General features: G+C 53.9%; 20 protein-coding genes. All 20 read right to left on the bottom strand.

Annotated elements, in window-relative coordinates; all coding sequences use genetic code 11:
• Positions 1-7: 7 nt before the first annotated feature.
• Entirely contained in the window at positions 8-1,282 is a 1,275-nt protein-coding gene (gene dcuC / locus BLQ59_RS05330; protein ID WP_074571880.1) for a C4-dicarboxylate transporter DcuC, read from the bottom strand.
• 177 nt (positions 1,283-1,459) lie between these two features.
• On the bottom strand, positions 1,460-3,475 hold the full coding sequence (gene ftsH, locus BLQ59_RS05325) for an ATP-dependent zinc metalloprotease FtsH (RefSeq protein ID WP_074571879.1): 2,016 nt from the start codon (positions 3,473-3,475) through the stop codon (positions 1,460-1,462).
• 52 nt (positions 3,476-3,527) lie between these two features.
• Positions 3,528-4,073, bottom strand: coding sequence for a hypoxanthine phosphoribosyltransferase (gene hpt, locus BLQ59_RS05320; protein WP_074571878.1), 546 nt, complete (start codon positions 4,071-4,073; stop codon positions 3,528-3,530).
• Positions 4,074-4,075: 2 nt separating this feature from the next.
• Positions 4,076-5,482: a tRNA lysidine(34) synthetase TilS gene (tilS, locus tag BLQ59_RS05315; RefSeq protein WP_143005291.1), complete on the bottom strand. Its 1,407-nt coding sequence runs from the start codon at positions 5,480-5,482 to the stop codon at positions 4,076-4,078.
• Positions 5,475-5,939 (bottom strand): S1 domain-containing RNA-binding protein, encoded by a 465-nt coding sequence (locus BLQ59_RS05310; protein ID WP_014425310.1) that lies wholly within the window; start codon positions 5,937-5,939, stop codon positions 5,475-5,477. Before BLQ59_RS05310 ends, tilS begins: the two co-directional genes overlap by 8 nt.
• 82 nt (positions 5,940-6,021) lie before the next feature.
• Positions 6,022-6,309 (bottom strand): FtsB family cell division protein, encoded by a 288-nt coding sequence (locus BLQ59_RS05305; protein WP_074571876.1) that lies wholly within the window; start codon positions 6,307-6,309, stop codon positions 6,022-6,024.
• Positions 6,310-6,385: 76 nt separating this feature from the next.
• On the bottom strand, positions 6,386-6,859 hold the full coding sequence (locus BLQ59_RS05300) for a hypothetical protein (protein WP_074571875.1): 474 nt from the start codon (positions 6,857-6,859) through the stop codon (positions 6,386-6,388).
• A 72-nt stretch (positions 6,860-6,931) separates the two neighbouring features.
• The gene (locus tag BLQ59_RS05295; RefSeq protein WP_074571874.1) at positions 6,932-8,053 is read right to left on the bottom strand and encodes an MGDG synthase family glycosyltransferase; all 1,122 of its coding nucleotides are present in this window, start codon (positions 8,051-8,053) and stop codon (positions 6,932-6,934) included.
• Positions 8,054-8,105: 52 nt separating this feature from the next.
• On the bottom strand, positions 8,106-8,849 hold the full coding sequence (locus BLQ59_RS05290; protein WP_074571873.1) for an SDR family NAD(P)-dependent oxidoreductase: 744 nt from the start codon (positions 8,847-8,849) through the stop codon (positions 8,106-8,108).
• 138 nt (positions 8,850-8,987) lie between these two features.
• Entirely contained in the window at positions 8,988-9,260 is a 273-nt protein-coding gene (locus tag BLQ59_RS05285; protein ID WP_014425315.1) for an HU family DNA-binding protein, read from the bottom strand.
• 152 nt (positions 9,261-9,412) lie between these two features.
• A complete protein-coding gene (locus tag BLQ59_RS05280) occupies positions 9,413-9,835 on the bottom strand; it encodes a hypothetical protein (protein WP_074571872.1) in 423 nt (140 codons plus the stop codon).
• A gap of 13 nt (positions 9,836-9,848) precedes the next feature.
• Entirely contained in the window at positions 9,849-10,850 is a 1,002-nt protein-coding gene (gene floA / locus BLQ59_RS05275) for a flotillin-like protein FloA (protein ID WP_074571871.1), read from the bottom strand.
• Between the two features lie 113 nt (positions 10,851-10,963).
• Positions 10,964-11,596, bottom strand: a complete 633-nt coding sequence (locus tag BLQ59_RS05270; RefSeq protein WP_074571870.1) for an NfeD family protein — start codon at positions 11,594-11,596, stop codon at positions 10,964-10,966.
• A 167-nt stretch (positions 11,597-11,763) separates the two neighbouring features.
• Positions 11,764-12,210, bottom strand: coding sequence for a GatB/YqeY domain-containing protein (locus BLQ59_RS05265; protein WP_074571869.1), 447 nt, complete (start codon positions 12,208-12,210; stop codon positions 11,764-11,766).
• A gap of 80 nt (positions 12,211-12,290) precedes the next feature.
• Positions 12,291-12,470: a 30S ribosomal protein S21 gene (gene rpsU, locus BLQ59_RS05260; RefSeq protein ID WP_014425320.1), complete on the bottom strand. Its 180-nt coding sequence runs from the start codon at positions 12,468-12,470 to the stop codon at positions 12,291-12,293.
• Between the two features lie 111 nt (positions 12,471-12,581).
• Positions 12,582-12,929 carry a histidine triad nucleotide-binding protein gene (locus BLQ59_RS05255; protein WP_074571868.1) on the bottom strand — a complete coding sequence of 116 codons (348 nt, stop codon included), beginning with the start codon at positions 12,927-12,929 and terminating at the stop codon, positions 12,582-12,584.
• 75 nt (positions 12,930-13,004) lie between these two features.
• Positions 13,005-13,694: an SAM-dependent methyltransferase gene (locus tag BLQ59_RS05250; protein WP_074571867.1), complete on the bottom strand. Its 690-nt coding sequence runs from the start codon at positions 13,692-13,694 to the stop codon at positions 13,005-13,007.
• Between the two features lies 1 nt (position 13,695).
• The gene (gene mfd, locus BLQ59_RS05245; protein WP_074571866.1) at positions 13,696-17,046 is read right to left on the bottom strand and encodes a transcription-repair coupling factor; all 3,351 of its coding nucleotides are present in this window, start codon (positions 17,044-17,046) and stop codon (positions 13,696-13,698) included.
• A gap of 100 nt (positions 17,047-17,146) precedes the next feature.
• The gene (locus BLQ59_RS05240) at positions 17,147-17,782 is read right to left on the bottom strand and encodes a hypothetical protein (RefSeq protein WP_074571865.1); all 636 of its coding nucleotides are present in this window, start codon (positions 17,780-17,782) and stop codon (positions 17,147-17,149) included.
• A gap of 501 nt (positions 17,783-18,283) precedes the next feature.
• Positions 18,284-19,888 carry a CTP synthase gene (locus tag BLQ59_RS05235; RefSeq protein ID WP_074571864.1) on the bottom strand — a complete coding sequence of 535 codons (1,605 nt, stop codon included), beginning with the start codon at positions 19,886-19,888 and terminating at the stop codon, positions 18,284-18,286.
• Positions 19,889-19,896 lie beyond the last annotated feature (8 nt).

Here is a 19,896-nt window from a genome sequence, read left to right as displayed (position 1 = left end):
CAAAAAATTACAGGAACAGCATCAGTACCAAAGCAGCCGCCAGACAGGGCAGAGCATTGCGCTTGGATACTTCCATGGGGTTGACCTTGGCCAGGCCTGCACAGATGATGGCTGCACCGGCCACCGGGGACATAGAACGGCCCATGGCACCGGCAATCTGCGCCAGCGAACCCAAATCCATGATGCTCATGCCAAACTGTTCGGCAAAGGGCGTTACCGCACCATTAAAAGCAAAGGCAGCTGCATCACCGGAACCAGAAATCACGGCAATCAGGAAGGGGCCGAAGGTACCAGCGGCAGCAGCGGCAGACTGAGATCCCTTCATGACATCCGTCAGCGCCCCAGTCAGGCCCACAGCCGCCATACCAGTAGTGAAGACGCTGGCGCAGACAATCAGGCCGATGACATTGGCATAGGCACTGCCCATACCGTCAAAGAAGTTCTTGCAGACTTCCTGCGCATTGGACCAGGTTGCGAGCAAACCTAAGACCACACCGATGATCATGGACAGGGCTACGCTCATCTCCGGCATGATACCCACCTGCTTGGAACCGAGAATCAAGAGCACCAGCGGTACCAGCGGCACGATGGCCCGCAGGGGATTTACCTTGAAATCATGCAGGTCATGATGCTGTTCTTCTTCCAGTGTAGCCAGATAGGCTTCCCGGCGTTCATCTGTCGCCCCTTCCTTCATGACCACGGCATAGACCGTCATCACGGCAATGCAGGCAAAGGAAGCAATCACGGAAGCCGGCGTTTCATTGATGATGACCGTCATCATATCCGTACCAGCCAGGTCAGCCACAAAGGGATTATGGGCGTTGCCCGGGCTGATGGCACTGCCCCAGGTACCAGCCAGTACTGTAGCAGCTGCCATAGCCGGATGGACACCGGCGGCAATCAGTGTCGGAATCAGGATACTGCCCACGGCCGCCGAGCAGCCAGCTGCCGAAGGAATGGCCAGACTGATCCACCAGGTCAGGAAAAAGGACAGCGGCACCAAGACCGTACGACCTTTTTTGAGGACACCGGAAATGGACTGCACCAGATGCTGGTCACATTCGGTGAGTTTCATGACATAGGAAAAACCCATCACCGTACAGATTGTCGGCACCAAGGAATTATTGGTCATGGCCTTCATAAAGGCTTTCATGATATCCTCAGGCAAGCCGCCAATCAGGCACATGATGACACCGGCCAAAAAGAGTACCAGGCGCGCTTCGATCTTCTTGATAATCAGCGCAAAAGTCAGGATAACAATCAATCCACCAGCGAGTAACATAATAATACCTCCTGCTCACTGTAAAATATTTATGACACCATAATTATATATTATTTTATTTTACGTGACAATCAGCATGAATAATATTTAAGTACCGTTATGATGGACATCATCTTTTTCATTCTGTAAAGTTTACAAAAAAAGAAACCTTCTCCTAAGGAGAAGGTTTCCTGTCATTTACTTATCGTAATGGGTCACATTGAATTTCGGTTCCCGGGAGTTTTCCGTTACGCCTTCAGCAGGCACGGCTTCCTTGGACGTCTCAATGCCCATGGCTTCATTGTGTATCTGCTGTACCAAGGTCGTCGGCGGAATCTGTGCCGGATCGCCATCCTTAGGACCGTCATTGTTGTCCTTGGGCGGTTCCTGCTTCGGCTCATCCTCGGTGATGAAACCTTTTTCCAGCAGTTCTTCAAGCTGCTTGGCCGTAAGGGTTTCGCGTTCCATCAGCGCCTGAGCAATGAGTTCCAGCTTGTCGCGGTGTTCCGTGATGATCTGGCGGCAGGCCTCATAGGCTTCTTCCAAATACTTACGGACTTCCTTATCGATTTCACTGGCCACTTCTTCGGAGTAGTTGCGTTCCTGATGGAAATCGCGGCCTAAGAACACCTGATGATTCTGGCTTTCGCCATAAGCCACCGGGCCTAAGACATCGCTCATGCCGTACTGCATGACCATGCCGCGCACCATGCGGGTAGCCTGCTGGATATCCTGGGAAGCGCCCGTGCTGATTTCCTGCAGCACGATTTCTTCCGCCACGCGGCCGCCCATGGCGACCTTGAGCTTGTCGAGGAGTTCAGACTTGGTAGCATAGTTGCGGTCTTCCTTCGGCAGCATCAGCGTGTAACCACCGGCACGACCACGCGGAATGATCGTAACCTTGTGCACGGGATCTGCGTGCTTGAGCATCATGCCCACGAGGGTATGACCGCCTTCGTGATAAGCCGTCAGGCGCTTTTCCTCATCGTTCATGATATGGGACTTGCGCTCAGGACCAGCCATGACACGTTCAATGGCCTCTTCAAGCTCCTGCATGTAAATCTTTTTCTTGTCACGACGGGCAGCCAAAAGTGCTGCTTCGTTGACGAGGTTGCTGAGGTCAGCACCTGTGAAGCCCGGCGTGCGGCGGGCCAGGATGTCAAGATCTGCCCCTTCATCCACGGGCTTGCCGGAGGTATGCACCTTGAGGATGGCTAAACGGCCGCGCACATCCGGTTTGTCCACCACAATCTGACGGTCAAAACGGCCGGGACGCAGCAGGGCTGGATCAAGGATATCCGGGCGGTTGGTCGCTGCGATGATAATGATGCCTTCGTTAGCCGCAAAACCATCCATCTCGACCAGCAACTGGTTCAAGGTCTGTTCGCGTTCATCATGACCGCCGCCGACGCCAGCACCACGCTGACGGCCCACGGCATCGATCTCATCGATGAAGACGATGCAGGGCGCATTCTTCTTGGCCTGATCGAAGAGGTCACGGACTCGCGAAGCACCGACACCCACGAACATCTCCACGAAATCCGAACCGGAAATGGAGAAGAAGGGCACACCGGCTTCACCGGCTACGGCGCGGGCCAAGAGAGTCTTACCAGTACCCGGAGGGCCAAAGAGCAGCACGCCCTTCGGAATGCGGGCACCGAGGTCATTGTACTTCTTCGGATGCTTGAGGAATTCGACGACTTCTTCGAGTTCCTGCTTGGCTTCATCAGCACCAGCCACATCCTTGAAGTTGACCTTGATCTTATCCGAACCGCTCATGCGGGCACGGCTCTTGCCAAAGGACATCACCCGGCCGCCGCCGCCCTGCGTCTGCTGCATGATGAAGAACCATACCCCGACGAGGAGCAGGATTGGCAGCAGGGACGAGAACATGGTGGACCACCAGGGTGGTTCAGGCGGATTTTCCGCATTGATCTCCACGCCCTTGGCGGAGAGTTTGTCAAAGAGCTTCGGATCCCGGTTGGGATTGTCCGGCGTGATGGTGGTAAACTCCGTGCCATCACTTAAGGTACCGCGAATAGTGTTTTGAATGAGGACAACCTTTGCTACTTTGCCTTCATCCACTTGCTGCAGGAACTGCGTATAACCCATTTCCTGTTTGGTTGTGTTCCTTGTCGAAAAGTAGTCAATAATGGAAATGGCTACCAGAATAATCAACAAATAGAACCCTACGTTGCGTAGAAACTTATTCAATCCATTGCCCTCCTTCCGAGAAGCCGCAGCCCCTCAGGATTTTTGCTATATATTAGGCGTAAATCTCAGGCTTCAACACGCCGATGTACGGCAGATTACGGTATACTTCCGCATAGTCAAGGCCATAGCCCACGAGGAATTCATCCGGCACTTCAAAACCGCAGTAGTCAATGGGTACTTCCACCATACGGCGGGACGGCTTGGAAAGCAAGGAGCAGAGCTTCACAGATTTCGGCTTGCGTTCCTTGAAGTACTTGGACAGGTAGTTCATCGTCGTACCGGAGTCTATTATATCTTCGATAACGATCAGGTGTTTTCCTTCAATATCGTAGTCCAAATCCTTGAGAATCTTGACAGAGCCCGTCGTGGACGTGCCATTGCCATAGCTGGACGCGATCATGAAGTCAAAGCGCACCGGCAGTTCCAGACGGCGTACCAGATCCGTGTAGAACATCACGGCGCCCTTCAGGATACCTACGCAGTAGATCTCTTCCTTGGCATCCTTATAGTCTTCCGTGATCTGTTTAGCCATTTCGGCAATACGCTTCTGAATCTGTTCCTCCGAAAAAACAACTTTCTCGATATCTTCGTGTAACATGATTAATTTCCTCTCTTCTCTATCCTGAGATACAAAATTTTATGATAATCCGCAGCGCCCTGCAAGCATCTTGCACTGCGCCGGCGGCCAATCATCCAGATTATCTCGCTGCCAGCAGCCAGCAGTAGCAGCGTATCCCGTTCTGCCTGCGGGATCTTATCGTCTATCATCAGTTTCTTCAGCTTCTTGCGCCCGCCTGGTAGGACCATGAAATCCCCCGGCCGGCGGGTGCGCAGGACCAATTTTCCGGGAAAATTCTCAGGCAGCAGGTAAAGCTCATCCGGCATTGTCTCAGCCTTCACCGCGTCCTGCCACTGGGCAGCCAGCCGGAAGCCCCCCCAGCAGGTTGCACCGGGAATCACGACCTCTGCTTCAGGCCAATCGATCTTTGATGGATCGGCCTGACCATCAGGCCCTGACCGGTCAATAGTCAGATAGCCATAAGCCACGCGCGCAATATAGTGATGGGACAGTTCCTGCTGACTGCTGGTTTCACCCGTCAAAAGCAGTTGGCGCAAAAGTTCCGTCTGTTGGTAACTGAGGTCAAGGGCACTGCCCGTAGTCCGCTCCCAAAGCTTACGGATAAGCCCCCGCTGCAAGGCAGGATGCAGGCCGGCCGTCTTGCGCTGAACCAGCGCCCAATCCCCCTGCCGCATATAGGCTTCGTCCATGCCATAGCGGTCAATCTCCCGCTGCAGGAAGTCATTTTCCTCCGCAGCCACATCGGCCAGCTGGCAGAGTGCCCGGCTGATTTCGGGATTGTATTCCCGCTGCAGCTGGGGCAAAAGCTCCAGCCGCAGACGGTTGCGGGTACAGTCGGCTTCAAAGTTGGTAGCATCTTCCCGGTAGGGAATCTGCTCCTGCCGGCAGTAAGCTAAAAGCTCTGCCTTCGTAAAGCCCAGCAGCGGCCGCACGATACGGCCTTCCGCCCCGCTTTGGGGACGCATGGCCCCCAAGCCCTTCACGCCTGTCCCCCGCAAGATGCGCATCAGCACCGTTTCCGCCTGGTCATCGGCATGATGGGCCGTGGCAATACAGTCATAGCCCTGAGTCTGCCGCACCCGTTCCAGGAATTCATAGCGCAGATTGCGGGCCGCCTGTTCCAGGCTGTGCGAGCTGTCTGCCGCGGCCTGCGGGGCGTTGCCATGCTCTACAAAGCAGGGAATATGCCGCTCACGGCAAAATCCTTCCACAAAGCGGGCATCGGCCAAAGAGTCCTCCCCCCGAATGCCATGCTCATAGTGAGCTGCGGCAATCTGCCACTCATTACGGGGCGCCAGCTGCCAAAGCATATGCAGCAGGGCCATCGAGTCAGCACCGCCGGAACACGCTGTGAGAATCTTTGCTCTTTTAGGCAGTAACGAACAAAAGCACCCTTTGCAGAGTGCTTCCATTTTATGCTCAGTCACGACGGGAGCCACGCCCGCCACGCTTGGAATCAGTCTTGCGGCGCAAGTCCGTCAGGCGCTCATCGCTGTCTTTGAGGAACTTGGAAAGCTTATCCTCAAAGGAAGCCGAAGTAGCACTGTAACGATTCGGTTTTCTAAAGTCACGACCGCCAAAGTTGCCTCTGGGGGCACGGAAGGAAGAACGCTCGCGAGCTGGGGCTTCAGCGGGAGCCTCGGCCTTTTTCTCCTGCAGCTGCTTGATGGAGAGGCCAATCTTGCCTTTTTCATCAATGGCTACTACCTTTACTTTAACCTTGTCTTTTTCTGCCAGAAAATCATGGACATCCTTTACATATTCATCTGCTACTTCCGAAATATGTACAAGTCCCGTTTTCCCCTCTGGCAATTCAATGAATGCTCCAAAATTCGTGATGCCCGATACGACACCATCCAGCACGCTGCCAACTTCAATGGACAAATTAATTCTTCCTCCTTAGAGTATTTAAAAATACAAAAAATATTATACCCTTGACAACTTGCGGGTGTCAAGATATACAAGCTTATTTATGACCGGTGCTGTAGGGCAGTTCCCCCGCTCTGGTCATCCCCAGTTCTTCCCGGGCAATCTTCTCGATATACCCGAGTTCATTGAGCTGCTTCGTCTCCTCTTTGAGAGCCGCATTTTCCTTCTGCGCAGCTTCCAGCCTGGCCTTGGCCGCCGCATAATCATCGGCTGCCTGGCTCAAATAGACCTGCTGAGAGATGAGGATGGAGGAAAAATAAACAATGATTGCCAGCATGATCAAGGCAAACCAATTGATTCCCCGTCTTTCCCGTCTTGCTTTCATCCTTCTCCCTCCTCGCCAAAGCTAAAACTCAATCTACTCTATAATAACCGCAAATGTTTCCCATGGCAAGACTAATCTACTTTTCCGACCATTGGAAATAATTTGTGGTGGCAATCCGGCGAAAATAGGAATCACAATTGCTGCAATGGAAATGGTCCTTCACATTCTCCATATCCGGACGGCCATTGACCAAACGCACGGCCTGTCCTTCCACATAATCCATCATATCCCCGCAGCGGGGGCATTTGCACTTGTTGTTTGCATCCCGTTTCAGTTCCACAGGCTTCAGATCCCCGGTGGGAATCCAGTTCGCCTTGTTCTGCGGTCCGCTGCCCTTGGGCAGGTCATGCTCGTCATAGAACCCCGACCCCAACAGTTCCTGAAAGTATATGCCGCAGTGATGGCATTCATATTTGGGCAGGATCGATGACATATCCGCCCGTCCGCCGACAATCTGCACGGCCTTACCATCCTCGAAATGCAAGGACCGGCCGCATTTTGGACATATGAAATTATTGGAGCCATCCTTCTGCAATTGAAATACAGCCATGTTATCACCAATCTCTTCCACAAATTGCCAACCCTTGTGAAACCCGCAACTATAATATTCCCTATTTACTTGTCAAAAACCTGCCGACTGCAAAATTATTTTCACGATTTTCTGGCTGGCCAACGGTTTGGCACAGGCCAAGGCCCGCTCCCGCATCCTGGATAACGTTTCGCCAGCAAAGATCTCCTCTACGGCGGGGGAAAGCCTTTCCCCCGGATGCAGCCAAATGGCAGCCCCATGCCTCGTGGCATAGACGGCATTTTCCGTTTCCGGCCCCGGAATGGGATCATGCAAGAGCATTGGCGTGCCCAGGGCAAAGGCCTCACTGATGGTCAGCGCCCCCGGCTTGGTGATCAACAGGTCCGCCGCCCCCATCAGTTTCCGCGCTTCGTCCGTATAACCCCAGATGCGCATATCATGACGGGAACCTGCGGCAAAATCCTGTACCCGCTGCAGAAGCTGCTCATTGCGGCCGGCAATTACCAGCAGCGTCAGCGGCTGGACCAGTTTTTCCAGCTCCTGCAGATTTTTTTCGATGCCGCCCAAGCCCAAACCGCCGCCCATCAGCATGATGACCTTGCGCTCCGGGGCAATGTCCAGCTGCCGCCGCAATTCTGCCTGCACCGGCAAATCCTGCAGCCCCCGGCTGATTGGAATACCTGTGGCATGCAATGTTTCCGACGCAAAGCCTTGCTGCAGCATGCCCTGTTCCATGGCCTCAGTAGCCATAAAATAATGATCGACACCACGGCAAAGCCACATCTGATGCAGCGAATAATCCGTCATCACCACCGACAGTGGCAGATCGCTGTGTTCCCGCTCCTTCCAGAGCGAAACCGTCTCCGCCGGGAACGGATGGGTGCAGATGACATAATTCGGCCGGTGTTCTTTATACAGGCGGCAGAATACTGGCAGCATGAAATAAGCAAACATATTCTTGCCGCAGCTGGCCCCCATCTCCGAACTCGAAAGCTTATAGAACACGTCATAGAGATTGGGCACGAAGTTCAGCATCTCCAAGTAGAGCTTCTTCGTAAGCCAATGCCAGAACGATGTGGAACGAGCCATAAAATCCACGGTGACAATCTGTGCTGCCGGCTGCTGGTGCTGCAGCTCCTCGGCTACCGCCTCTGCCGCCTTGATATGTCCCGAGCCGATGGATGCCGTCAATATCATGATTTTTTTCCCGGTCATCAGCCACACCTCCTGCACTTACGAAATTCACACCTGCTCATTGTAACACAATTTAAGCCGTCAAACCACCATCAACATTTAAAATCGTACCTGTGATAAAACCAGCTTCTGAAGATGCCAAAAATTTGATGGCCGCTGCCGCTTCCTGCGGCGTGCCGATACGTCCTAAAGGATAGACTGAGGCCATCTCCCGCAAGGCGTTTTCCCGGTCAGACGCCGCCTGCAGCTGCTTTTCAGTCAGCGGTGTCATGATATCGCCCGGCGCAATGGCATTGACGCGCACGCCGAAACCAGCCAGCTCCAACGCCAAAGCCCGGGTAAACATCACAACGGCGCCCTTGCTGGCACAATAGAGACTGCAATAGTAGTTACCATGCACCCCCGCATCGGATGCCACGTTGACGATATTGCCCCGTGATTCCTTGAGATAGAGCACAGCCGCCTGCGTCAGATAATAGGTTCCCTTGACATTGATATCCAGCACTTGCGCAATCTGCACTTCCGTCATATCCTCAATGGCGCCTTCCACATAGATGCCGGCCGAATTGACCAGCACATCGAGGCCGCCCCATGCAGATGTCACCTGCTCAATAGCCTGCTGACAATCCTGCAAGCTGCTTACATCTCCCTGCACGAATATGACCTGCTCACCAGCTTCCAGCTCTTTGAGCGCCTGCTTGCCGCGATTGATATCCCGCCCCATCAGTGCCACCCTGGCACCTGCGTCCAGGAATAACCGTGCTGCCGCCAGGCCAATTCCGGACGTGCCGCCGGAAATCAGGATTCGTTTATTCATTAAAACACCTCATCCACCGTTTTACGGTCCCTTGCCCGGGGAGTCCACCGGACTCCCGCGGCTTCGCCGCCCCCTCAAGGGGAAGGCTTAAACACAAAAACCGTGCTCACTAGGAGCACGGTCCACATATTCTTCTAATCAGTTCACAGCGTCCTTCAGAGCCTTGCCAGCCTTGAACACCGGATTCTTTGCTGCCGGAATCTCGATTTCCTTGCCCGTCTGCGGGTTGCGGCCTTTGCGAGCGGCGCGTTCTTTCACTTCAAACGTACCAAAGCCGATCAGCTGTACGCGATCGCCTTCGATCAGAGCCTGCTGCACGCTTTCAAAGAAAGCACCCAGAGCCTTTTCAGCATCTTTTTTCGTCAGACCGGATTTTTCGGCGATATTAGCTACCAATTCAGTTTTATTCATGAGCGTAGCCTCCTTAAAGAAGATTATTGCGATCCCGCGGCACGCCGCGGGCCTTGGGGCTTGCACCCCGCTATAAGAGAATTTAACAGAAAACCCGCGAAAAATCAAGGGTTTTCGGGAAAAAACAAGGCTTTAACCCCGATTGCCCCCTATTATTTTCGATAAGCACGGGGTTTGCTCAGGATTTCCGACCAGATAACGGCCTGCTGCAGGGTATTCAGTCCTATGGCAGACGGTCTGTTCTGGAGCGCGGCAGCTGCTTTTTCCGACTGGCTTGCAGCCTGCTCCTGCCGCTGCTGCCGTTTCTTGCGGCGCAGCATCTCCTGATAGCGCTGCTGCTCTGCAAGTATCTCATCGCGTTCCTGCACCTGCGGCATGGTCACCACTTGAGGCTGCGGCGGCGCACCGCGCAGTTCCGGAATCTCGATTCGCTCCCGGCGCGGCTGCATGATATCCGGCAGCGGGCGGCGCGGCAAATCCGGCGTGCGCCGCTTGGGTACAGGCTTTTTCCCACCCTTCTTATCGGAAAAGATGGCAAAGAGGATAAAGAGGACGATCACCCAAAAGGAATCCATGGGAATCCCCCCCTTATTTTACAGATGCCTGCGGCGCCTGCAGTTTCCCGGCACCACTGCCTGTGCTGATGGCATTGCGCATATCCGTATCCGCCTGCACATTGTTGAGATTGTAATAATCCATAACGCCGAGCTTGCCTTCGCGCAGAGCCTGCGCCATCGCATGGGGCACTTCGGCCTGGGCTTCGACAACCTTGGCTTCCATTTCCTGCGTATAGGCCTTCATTTCCTGCTCCTTGGCCACAGCCATGGCGCGGCGCTCCTCGGCCTTGGCCTGCGCAATACGCTTATCGGCTTCCGCCTGATCGGTCTGCAGTTCCGCACCGATATTGCGTCCGACATCCACATCCGCGATATCAATCGAGAGAATCTCAAAGGCCGTACCGGCATCCAGGCCTTTGCCCAGCACCGTCTTGGAAATATCATCGGGGTTGGCCAACACATCATTATGACTTTCGGAAGAACCGACCGTCGTGACGATACCTTCGCCCACACGGGCAATGATCGTCGGCTCGCCCGCACCACCGACCAGTCGGTCGATATTAGCCCGCACCGTAACGCGCGCCTTGATCTTGAGCTCGATGCCATTCTTGGCCACGGCCGAAACCACCGGCGTCTCGATGACCTTCGGATTGACACTCATCTGCACGGCTTCGAGCACATCACGCCCGGCCAGGTCAATGGCCGCCGAACGCTCAAAGGGCAGAGGGATCTGCGCCCGGTGCGCCGCGATAAGGGCATCCACGACCTTATCCACATTGCCGCCCGCCAGATAATGCGCCTCAAGCTGATTGACCGCCACATCAAGACCAGCCTTATTGGCCTTGATAAGAGGCAGGATAATCTTATTTGGCGGCACCCGCCGCATCCGCATACCAACCAAAGTCATGATGCCGACTCGGACATTGGCCGCCAACGCCGAAATCCACAAACCAATCGGCACGAAATGCAGGAATACCATGATAAAAGCAATGATAAGGACTAACAAAAAACCTGTTCCAATCAAACCACTCATAAATGCAAAACCTCCTTAAACACCTCATCCGAGCGCTTCGCGCCCACCTTCCCCTCAAGGGGAAGGCTTTTCGTCCCGCATCGAATCCATAAAGGTATATCGTTGCCCAGCGCTCAAACTTGCCGAACCACAACTCTATTACCTTGTACATCAACGACCTGAACTTGCGAGCCTTTGGGCACGAATGCCCCCTCAGAAACCACATCAACCGGTTTCCCATTAAGCCGTACACTCCCCGAAGGCCGCAGTTCCGTAAGCACTTCCCCCACAGTTCCAAGAAGCTCCTGTCGCGGCTCCGCACTCACAAAGCCGCGCTCACTGCGGCTTTCATCCTTCAGCACAACCTTATTCCAAAGCCTGCTCGACGGCAGCCGCTTCACGATCAGCGCAAAGATCACGATTGCCGCCACAAAGGAAATCAGCATGGCATAGAGCGCATGGATATCGCCGCCCAGCGCGAGCACCACGCTGTAGAGCATGGCCGCCACGCCGAGCCCTGCCAAAAGGCCTACCGTCGGCAAGAGCATTTCCACGATAATACAGATAATACCGCCCATAAAAATGGCAATCTGATAAAGCGACACCAGCCCCTTCACATACTGACTGCCCCAGAACACACCGGCAGCCACCAGCCCTAATAAAATGCCAGCCCCCATGCCGCCGGTCTTAATCTCCACCATAATGGCCAGAAACATGATGACCAGCAACAGCATCTGCAGCACCGGCATATCAATCACCGCATCCATAAACTCACCCCCTTGGCTATTTATTTCCACAATCAACCATAAAAATCCTGCCCTATATTAGCGATTACAACGCATTAAGCCCGTGGGGGCTGGTGGTGTTTTTCCGTAGCGTTTGGCAAGCTTGCCTAAGCGAAGGAAAAATATTACCAGCCCCCACGGGCGTCTTATCAGTTCTGCAGGAAGCTCTTTACGATCGTATTGACCATCTTGCCATCGGCACGCCCTTTGACCTTGGGCATCAGCACGCCCATGACCTTGCCCATATCCTTGGGCGTAGCAGCACCGGTCTGCTCAACGGCTGCCTTGACCAGCTCGCGCACTTCGTCTTCGGAGAGCTGAGCCGGCAGATACGGCATGAGCACGTCGATTTCAGCCTGCGTCTTTTCCACGAGGTCTTCGCGGCCGCCCTTCTTGAACTCCTCGATGGAATCGCGGCGCATCTTGACTTCCTTGCTGATGACGGCAATCACATCGTCTTCGCCGAGTTCCTTCTGACCGTCAATTTCCTGCTGGCGAATGGCACCGCGTACCATGCGGATTACAGCCAGGCGATCCTTTTCTTTGTTTTTCATGGCGTCTTTCATATCAGCCGTAAGCTGTTCTTTCAACGACATTCTAATCATCCTCTCATACTAATTGTACATAGCAAAAGAGACATCTGAAAATCTTGCGACTTGCAGATGTCTCGCGCAAATTATCTGAACTTGCGTTTACGAGCGGCCTCAGATTTCTTCTTGCGGCGAACGCTCGGTTTCTCGTAATGTTCACGTTTTCTCACTTCAGCCAGCGTGCCAGCTTTCTGGGACATGCGCTTGAAGCGGCGGAGAGCACTATCGATTGATTCATTTTTACCAACTTTGATTTCGTTTGCCATCTATTTTTCCCCCCCTCCACTTAACTTGGGAGTTTGTGTTTTTCAAAACTACACCACGCTATTATACAATAATAATCACGCCTATGTCAACACAAACTTCGCATTAAATCATCAACCCGGGGGCCATTGCATGGAGCGACCGCCTAAGAGATGGAAATGCAGATGTTTGACCGTCTGACCGCCTTCATCGCCGGTATTGGCGACAACACGGAAGCCCTTTTCAGCTATGCCAAGCTCGCGCGCCAGCTGCGGAATCACATCCACCAGAATATGGGCGGCCAATTCTTTATCCTCAAGCTTAAGCTCTGCTACGCTTGCCACATGCTTTTTGGGAATCACCAGCACATGCACCGGAGCCTGCGGTTCCAGGTCCTTAAAGGCCAAAACCTGCTCATCTTCGTAAACCACCGTGGAAGGGATTTCCTTATTTGCTATCTTGCAAAAAATACAATCTGCCATCATTTACACCTCCTTTGCAAATCACATATGATATAAATTCAACAAAAATGTCGAAATACCTGCTTACAAAAAAATTTATTCCGCTTTATTGCGCGGTATAGGCCGGATATAAAGGCTGGTCAAATGGTCAAGGTCCGGCTGGCGATCGAGTTCATAGAGCGGAATCTGCCGAATGGACTCATCTTCCATGGCCAGATTGTGGATATAGGTAATCTCATATTCATCCGGGTATAGATCCATCAGCATCAGCTTGGCATCCGAAGCGATAGGCTGGCTGTAGACCTGCGTGATGATCAGGGACTGGGCCGGCGTTTCCTTCAAGGTTTCAATATCCAAGGCGTCCAAGATGGTCAATCCCTCCACCGGATCGATGCCAAGGCGCGTATACATGACCTCGACAAAGCTCATGCCCGGCAGGATCCTGACCTCCACATGCGTATCTTTTGCCATCTCCCGCAGCAGTACCACAGTGCGCTCCGCCACCAATGGGCTTCCCGGCACCACATAGACCAATTCGCCCAAAGCCTCGGCCTTTTTCAGCAGGTCCGCCGCAATGCTGCGATAGAGCGTTTCAAAATCTGCCGCTTCCTCATAGAAGCCATCATACGTCGTGTACGTTATCCCGGCTTCATCCAAAGCCGCTACGGTAGGATGGATTTTCGTGCGCAGGATCAAATGCTTGGCCTGCTCCATCAACGCCCAGCTTTCCCGGGTAATCAGGCCGGCATGGCCGGGGCCTAAGCCAACAACAGTAATCTTTGCCATATTATTTCTTCACTTTCACTTTCGTTGCGTTCTTCGTTTTTTCGCCCTTCTGCAGAGCGGCTTCTTCCTCGCCCTTGGCCAGCATCAGCAGCCGCAGCACAAAATCAGCGATGTTCTTTCTCTGACTGTCCTGCAGGGCAAAGCGGTAGCCGTTCTTCCCGGGCAGGGAACGCATGCTGCGCCCCAGCACCTTGTCCACGGCAATCAGGCCTTTTGCTGGCAGGCGATGGCCAGGCAGGATATATAGGTCCAAGGCCTTGGGCAGTTCCGCAATGGTGCGGATCTTGAGTTCACGCGCATAGTTCTTGATGCGGGCCACTTCCAAAAGGTTCATGACGGCCTGGCTCGGTTCACCAAAGCGGTCGATGAGTTCATCGCACAGGGCGCCGATTTCCTCATTGCTGCGGATGGCGGCAATACGCTGGTATATCTCTATCTTATGCATGGCGTCACTGACATAGTCGCCATCGATATAGGCCTCAATCTGCAGGTCGATGATAGGATCTGGCTGCACCTCTGCCACTTCTTTTTCACCATGCTGCAATTTGTCCACGGCTTCTTCGAGCAGCTTGCAGTACATCTCAAAACCGACGCTGGCGATATGACCATGCTGCTGGGAGCCTAAGAGATTGCCGGCACCGCGGATTTCCAGATCCCGCATGGCAATCTTGAAGCCCGCGCCGAGTTCGGCAAACTCCTTCATGGCCTGCAGGCGCTTCTCGGCGGTTTCCGTCAGGATCTTATCGGCCTGATAGACGAAGTAGGCAAAGGCCATATGATGAGAACGGCCCACGCGCCCCCGCATCTGATAGAGCTGAGACAGGCCAAAATGATCGGCATTGTAGACGATGATGGTATTGGCATTGGACACATCGAGGCCATTTTCGACGATGCTGGTGGCCAGCAGGATATCGTATTCCCCTTCGTAGAAATCCATCATCACCCGCTCCAACAGAGACTCCGGCATCTGCCCGTGCGCAGTCTGAATCCGGGCATCGGGCACGAGTGCTTCAAGCTTCTCGCGCATGCGATCGATGGTATCGACACGGTTGTAGACAAAGTAGACCTGACCGCCGCGCTTCATCTCACGCTTGATGGCACCGGCGATGATCGCATCATTATCCTCCACCACATAGGTCTGCACCGGGAAGCGATCCGCCGGCGGCGTCTCGATGATGCTCATATCGCGGGCACCCACCAGCGACATATGCAGGGTGCGGGGAATCGGCGTAGCCGAAAGTGTCAGCACATCAATGCCCGCGGACAGCTTGCGGATCTTGTCCTTCTGCTTGACGCCGAAACGCTGTTCCTCATCCACGATCAAAAGACCGAGGTTCTTGAACTGCACCTTGTTCTGATTGAGGATGGCATGGGTGCCAATCAGGATATCTACCTGCCCCATCTTTACCTTCTCGATGGTCTGCTTCTGTTCCTTCAACGTGCGGAAACGGCAGATAACATCGACCTTGGGTGCAAATTCCATAAAGCGGGCATTGAAGGTCTGGAAATGCTGCTGGGCCAGGACTGTGGTCGGCACGAGCACCGCCACCTGCTTGCCATCCATGGCGGCCTTATAGGCGGCGCGGATGGCCACTTCTGTCTTGCCAAAGCCCACATCCCCGCAAAGCAGGCGGTCCATGGGCTTTTCCTTTTCCATATCGGCCTTGATTTCGGCAATGGCCTTGAGCTGGTCATCCGTCTCCTGATAGGGGAAGGCATCTTCAAAATCATGCTGGCTGCTGTCATCCGGCGCAAAGGCAAAGCCCTTGGCCTGACGGCGCTTGGCGTAGATCTCGATCAGCTGCTTGGCGATATCCTCAACGGATTTCTTCGCCCGGGCCTTGGCCTTCACCCATTCCGTGCCGCCCATGCGGTGCAGGCGGGGCACTTCTCCTTCGGCACCGATGTATTTCTGCAGCAGGTTGACCTGTTCCGTGGGCACATAGAGCTTATCGTCACCGCCGTATTTGATATGCAGGTAATCCTTGTGGATGCCGCCGACTTCGAGGGTTTCTACGCCAATATACTTGCCGATACCATGCCCGGCATGCACCACATAGTCCCCGGGCTTGATATCGCGGAAATGCGCGAGCTTCTCGCCCTTGCTGTCCTTGCGGATGGCCCGGCGCTTGGCATGACCAAAGATATCCTTCTCCGTCACCACGACGAGACTGGCCGCAGCCATTTCAAAGCCGTTGATCAGGCGGCCAACCTGGATATTGACGCAGTCATCGCGAAGTTCTGCGCCCTCCTCGATAACCAGCGAGGGATAACGGTGCCGTGCCAAAAGTTCCCGCAGGGAATCAGCCTTGCTCTTTTCGGACAACAGGATCAGGATGTGCTGCTTCTGCGCCAACCAGCGGCTGATTTCGTCCATCAACAAGTCCATCTGGCGGTGGAAACTGGCCACATTAGGCGCCGTGAAGCTGATGGTCTGCGCAGCGTCTGCGCCATGGACCTGCTGCAGCAGCATGGCGGTATAGAGCACGCGATTTTCCCGAGCCGAGGTCAGCAGATTTTCCCAGGAAAAGACCTTGCTCTTGATATCAGGATTTTCCCGCACCATCGTGCGCATCTGTTCCCGCAGGCGCATGGGCTCGTCAAAGAGCACGGCGCCCTTGCCTTCGAGGAAGGACAGGAAGACTTCAGCCTGCCCGGCACTGTCCGTCTGGGCCAGCGGCATGATGGTCACACTGTTGATATTCTTCAGGGAACGTTTCGTATTCAGGTCAAATTCCCGCAGGGAGTCGATCTCATCGCCAAAGAATTCAATGCGCACGGGGTTTTCACCATTGATGGGGTAAACGTCCACAATGCCGCCCCGGGCGCTGAACTGGCCGATGCGCTCGACCTCATCAGCATGTTCATAGCCCAGCTGCACGAGCCGCTGCAAAAGTTTCTCCAGCGCGATTTCCTCGCCCATGCTGATGCTGACGCTGAGCCGGGCAAAGTCCTGCCGGCTGATGCCCTTCTGCACGGCCGCCGTGGCCTTAGCCAGCACGATGACGGGATCTTTGCGCATGAGGCGTACCATTACGTCCATGCGGCGGGCGGAGCGTTCCATACTGCGGGCCTGCGCCTGCACGGTCATCATATCGAGCTCCGGCAGTTCGAGCACCTCCGTGCCCGGCAGCAGGGACAACAAATCCTCCCGCCAATCTTGCAGGGCTTCTATACTATGGACGATGATCACCAATGGTTGGGGTGCCTGTTCATAAGCCGAAGCCAGAATCGCATGTTTTTGGGAGTTGGATAGGCCATATACCAATGTTTCCTGGGGTTTGGCCTGCATACAGGCCTGCAGTTTCTTAACCCCGGCATTGCTGCTGAGCGCAGCAAATAAAGAATTCATCTTCACACCTCAATATCTTGCTTATATATTACGCGAAAATGGGACTGTCGGCCAGCACCGATAGTCCCTTGCTCGTATGTCAATATGGTTTATGATAATCCTATTTTTCCTTCACGTCAAGCCACGGGCGCATTTTCCAGACAAATTTGCTCCCCTGTCCGGGCTTCAGCGCCTGCAGATCCGCCGCTGTTTTGGCAGGCAATATACAGTAATTGCCGCAATAGCGGCATTCCAGCCGCACCGAATCCCGCTGCAAGGCAGCTTTGATATCAGCACAGCCGCAACTGCATTCGAGTTCCCCGCTGGCCGCCAGATCGTGAATGCGATTGAGTGCTTCCAAAAGCGTCTGCTGATGTTCGATGTAACCATCGCCATCAGCGGGATGCAGGGCATCGTATTCTGCGGTGTTGAAATCGAGGAATTCGGCAATGTCCTGCCAACGGCCAATGTAGCCGAGTTCAAAATTATCGTGCTGACAGTAAAGTCTGGCAAACCTGAGTTTCCGCAGCTGCCGCCAAGTGAATGTTTGGCGGTTTCTGCCTTTGCATACTCCGCATTCCGTGTTCAGTTCCAGTCCTTTGCGCGGCCGCAAGGTAATTTTGCCCATCTCATGTCCACAGTTCCCGCACTCCATAACGAATTGCATCTGCCCGCTAAAGAGTGGTACATCCTGCAGTTGGATTCGGCCGCAGCGTTGGCAGTAGAACGCCAGAGAACAGGCCGTATCGATAAGCATTGAAAATCCTCCTCTCCCATAAGAATCCCAGTTCCAAGCCAAAATTTCCTTACATTTGACTCTCTCATCTTTTATAGTTCATTATTTCTACGAATGAGAAGGCTTATCCTGCTTGATTGAAAGTTTTTTTGCCGAAAAGGCGGCTGGGGCAGGGGATTATGCACGCTGCGCTGAGACAGTGGGCATAATCCCCCGTCCCCGCCTCACTACCTGCCTATTGGCACTTTTTAGTTCGTGGCTCTTGCAGCGATAGTGACAATATTGTGCAGGCAAGTGACTTCTGGCCGCTCAGGGAGTTTTTCTAAGCGGCGCGTTTGCTGGCAGGCGTCAAGAAACTATTTTTTGCCCACTATAACATTAACGCGAAAAGTCTACTGTTTGAGCGCAGCGAGTTTAGACTTTTCGCGTCAGTTCATTAAAGGGCAAAAAATAGTTTTAGCCTGACAGCTCAGCGAAGCGTGAAAAACTCCCTGAGCGGCCAGGCTACTCTATAGCAACAGATTATTTAACCTGCAAAGCTGCTTTGACAAAATCGCGGAACAGCGGATGCGGGTTGTTCGGGCGGGACTTGAGCTCGGGGTGAGCCTGCGTTGCCACGAACCAAGGATGGTCTTTTACTTCAACCATCTCTACAAGGCTGTCATCGGGCAGGGTGCCGGCGATGACTAAGCCACGCTCGGTGAGTTCCTGACGATACTTGTTGTTGAACTCATAACGATGGCGATGGCGTTCAGCAATGTTTGCCGTGCCATAAGCGGCCAGAGAATGCGTGCCTTCACGCAGGGTGCAGGGATAGGAACCAAGACGCATCGTGCCGCCCTTGTCCTCGATGCCCTGCTGGGATTCCATCAGGTCGATGACCGGATGCTTCGTTTCCTCATTGAACTCGGAGCTATGCGCATCCGTCATGCCGCAGACGTGGCGGGCAAATTCGATAACAGCGCACTGCATGCCCAGGCACAGGCCCAAGAACGGGATCTTGTTCTCGCGGGCATACTGTATGGCCTTGATCTTGCCTTCCACGCCGCGATCACCGAAGCCGCCGGGTACGAGAATACCCTTGCAGCCCACGAACACTTCCGTAAGGTCCGTATCCGGATCTTCAATCTTTTCCGCATTAACCCACTGGATCTTCACCGAAGCATCATTGTCGATACCGCCATGATGCAGGGCTTCCGTCACGGAGATATAGGCATCCGGCAGTTCCACATACTTACCCACGACGGCAATCTTAACCTTCTTGGACGGGTTGTTGATCTTGTAGACCATCTTATCCCAATCGGACATATCAGCCGGACCGTAATCCATATTGAGCTTCTGCAGGGCAATCTTGTCGAGGCCTTCACGCTGCATCATCAAAGGCACTTCGTAAATCGTGGAAGCCGTGCGGTTCTCGATAACCGCTTCTGGCTGCACGTCGCAGAACATGGCAATCTTTTCCTTCATGTCCTTGGAAATCGTCTTTTCCGTGCGGCACACGAGGATATCCGGCTGGATGCCGATAGCACGCAGTTCTTTTACGCTGTGCTGCGTCGGCTTCGTCTTGAGCTCGCCGGCTGCGGAGATATAAGGCAGCAGGGTTACATGGATGTAGAGCGTATCCTTCGGGCCAACTTCCTTCTTGACCTGACGGATGGCTTCGAGGAACGGCTGGCTTTCGATATCGCCCACCGTACCGCCGATTTCCGTGATGACCACATCAGCACCATCAGCCTTGGCTACATCGTAGACACGCTGCTTGATCTCGTTCGTGATGTGCGGGATAACCTGCACCGTGGAACCCAGGTATTCGCCGCGGCGTTCCTTGTGGAGCACAGACCAGTACACCTTACCCGTGGTGATGTTGCTGTTCTTGGACAGATTGATGTCGATGAAACGCTCATAGTGGCCCAGGTCGAGGTCGGTTTCCGCACCATCATCGGTTACGAACACTTCACCATGCTGGTAAGGGCTCATCGTACCCGGATCGATATTGATGTACGGATCGAACTTCTGAATCGTGACCTTGAGTCCCCGGCTCTTTAAGAGACGGCCCAAAGAAGCAGCCGTAATGCCCTTGCCCAGGGACGAAACCACACCACCGGTAACGAAGATATACTTTGCCATGATTTGCC

This window comes from Pseudoselenomonas ruminantium, assembly GCF_900104055.1.
GTDB classification, from domain to species: domain Bacteria; phylum Bacillota; class Negativicutes; order Selenomonadales; family Selenomonadaceae; genus Selenomonas_A; species Selenomonas_A ruminantium_C.
Note: the sequence above shows the minus strand (reverse complement) of the source record. Positions and strands in the feature narration are given on the sequence as shown.

Excerpts from the sequence above, each read along its gene's own strand:
- dcuC (WP_074571880.1), bottom strand. The coding sequence starts at position 1,282 with ATGTTACTCGCTGGTGGATTGATTGTTATCCTGACTTTTGCGCTGATT.
- hpt (WP_074571878.1), bottom strand. The coding sequence starts at position 4,073 with ATGTTACACGAAGATATCGAGAAAGTTGTTTTTTCGGAGGAACAGATT.
- BLQ59_RS05305 (WP_074571876.1), bottom strand. The coding sequence starts at position 6,309 with ATGAAAGCAAGACGGGAAAGACGGGGAATCAATTGGTTTGCCTTGATC.
- BLQ59_RS05300 (WP_074571875.1), bottom strand. The coding sequence starts at position 6,859 with ATGGCTGTATTTCAATTGCAGAAGGATGGCTCCAATAATTTCATATGT.
- BLQ59_RS05295 (WP_074571874.1), bottom strand. The coding sequence starts at position 8,053 with ATGACCGGGAAAAAAATCATGATATTGACGGCATCCATCGGCTCGGGA.
- BLQ59_RS05290 (WP_074571873.1), bottom strand. The coding sequence starts at position 8,849 with ATGAATAAACGAATCCTGATTTCCGGCGGCACGTCCGGAATTGGCCTG.
- BLQ59_RS05285 (WP_014425315.1), bottom strand. The coding sequence starts at position 9,260 with ATGAATAAAACTGAATTGGTAGCTAATATCGCCGAAAAATCCGGTCTG.
- BLQ59_RS05280 (WP_074571872.1), bottom strand. The coding sequence starts at position 9,835 with ATGGATTCCTTTTGGGTGATCGTCCTCTTTATCCTCTTTGCCATCTTT.
- floA (WP_074571871.1), bottom strand. The coding sequence starts at position 10,850 with ATGAGTGGTTTGATTGGAACAGGTTTTTTGTTAGTCCTTATCATTGCT.
- BLQ59_RS05270 (WP_074571870.1), bottom strand. The coding sequence starts at position 11,596 with ATGGATGCGGTGATTGATATGCCGGTGCTGCAGATGCTGTTGCTGGTC.
- BLQ59_RS05265 (WP_074571869.1), bottom strand. The coding sequence starts at position 12,210 with ATGTCGTTGAAAGAACAGCTTACGGCTGATATGAAAGACGCCATGAAA.
- rpsU (WP_014425320.1), bottom strand. The coding sequence starts at position 12,470 with ATGGCAAACGAAATCAAAGTTGGTAAAAATGAATCAATCGATAGTGCT.
- BLQ59_RS05255 (WP_074571868.1), bottom strand. The coding sequence starts at position 12,929 with ATGGCAGATTGTATTTTTTGCAAGATAGCAAATAAGGAAATCCCTTCC.
- BLQ59_RS05250 (WP_074571867.1), bottom strand. The coding sequence starts at position 13,694 with ATGGCAAAGATTACTGTTGTTGGCTTAGGCCCCGGCCATGCCGGCCTG.
- mfd (WP_074571866.1), bottom strand. The coding sequence starts at position 17,046 with ATGAATTCTTTATTTGCTGCGCTCAGCAGCAATGCCGGGGTTAAGAAA.
- BLQ59_RS05240 (WP_074571865.1), bottom strand. The coding sequence starts at position 17,782 with ATGCTTATCGATACGGCCTGTTCTCTGGCGTTCTACTGCCAACGCTGC.
- BLQ59_RS05235 (WP_074571864.1), bottom strand. The coding sequence starts at position 19,888 with ATGGCAAAGTATATCTTCGTTACCGGTGGTGTGGTTTCGTCCCTGGGC.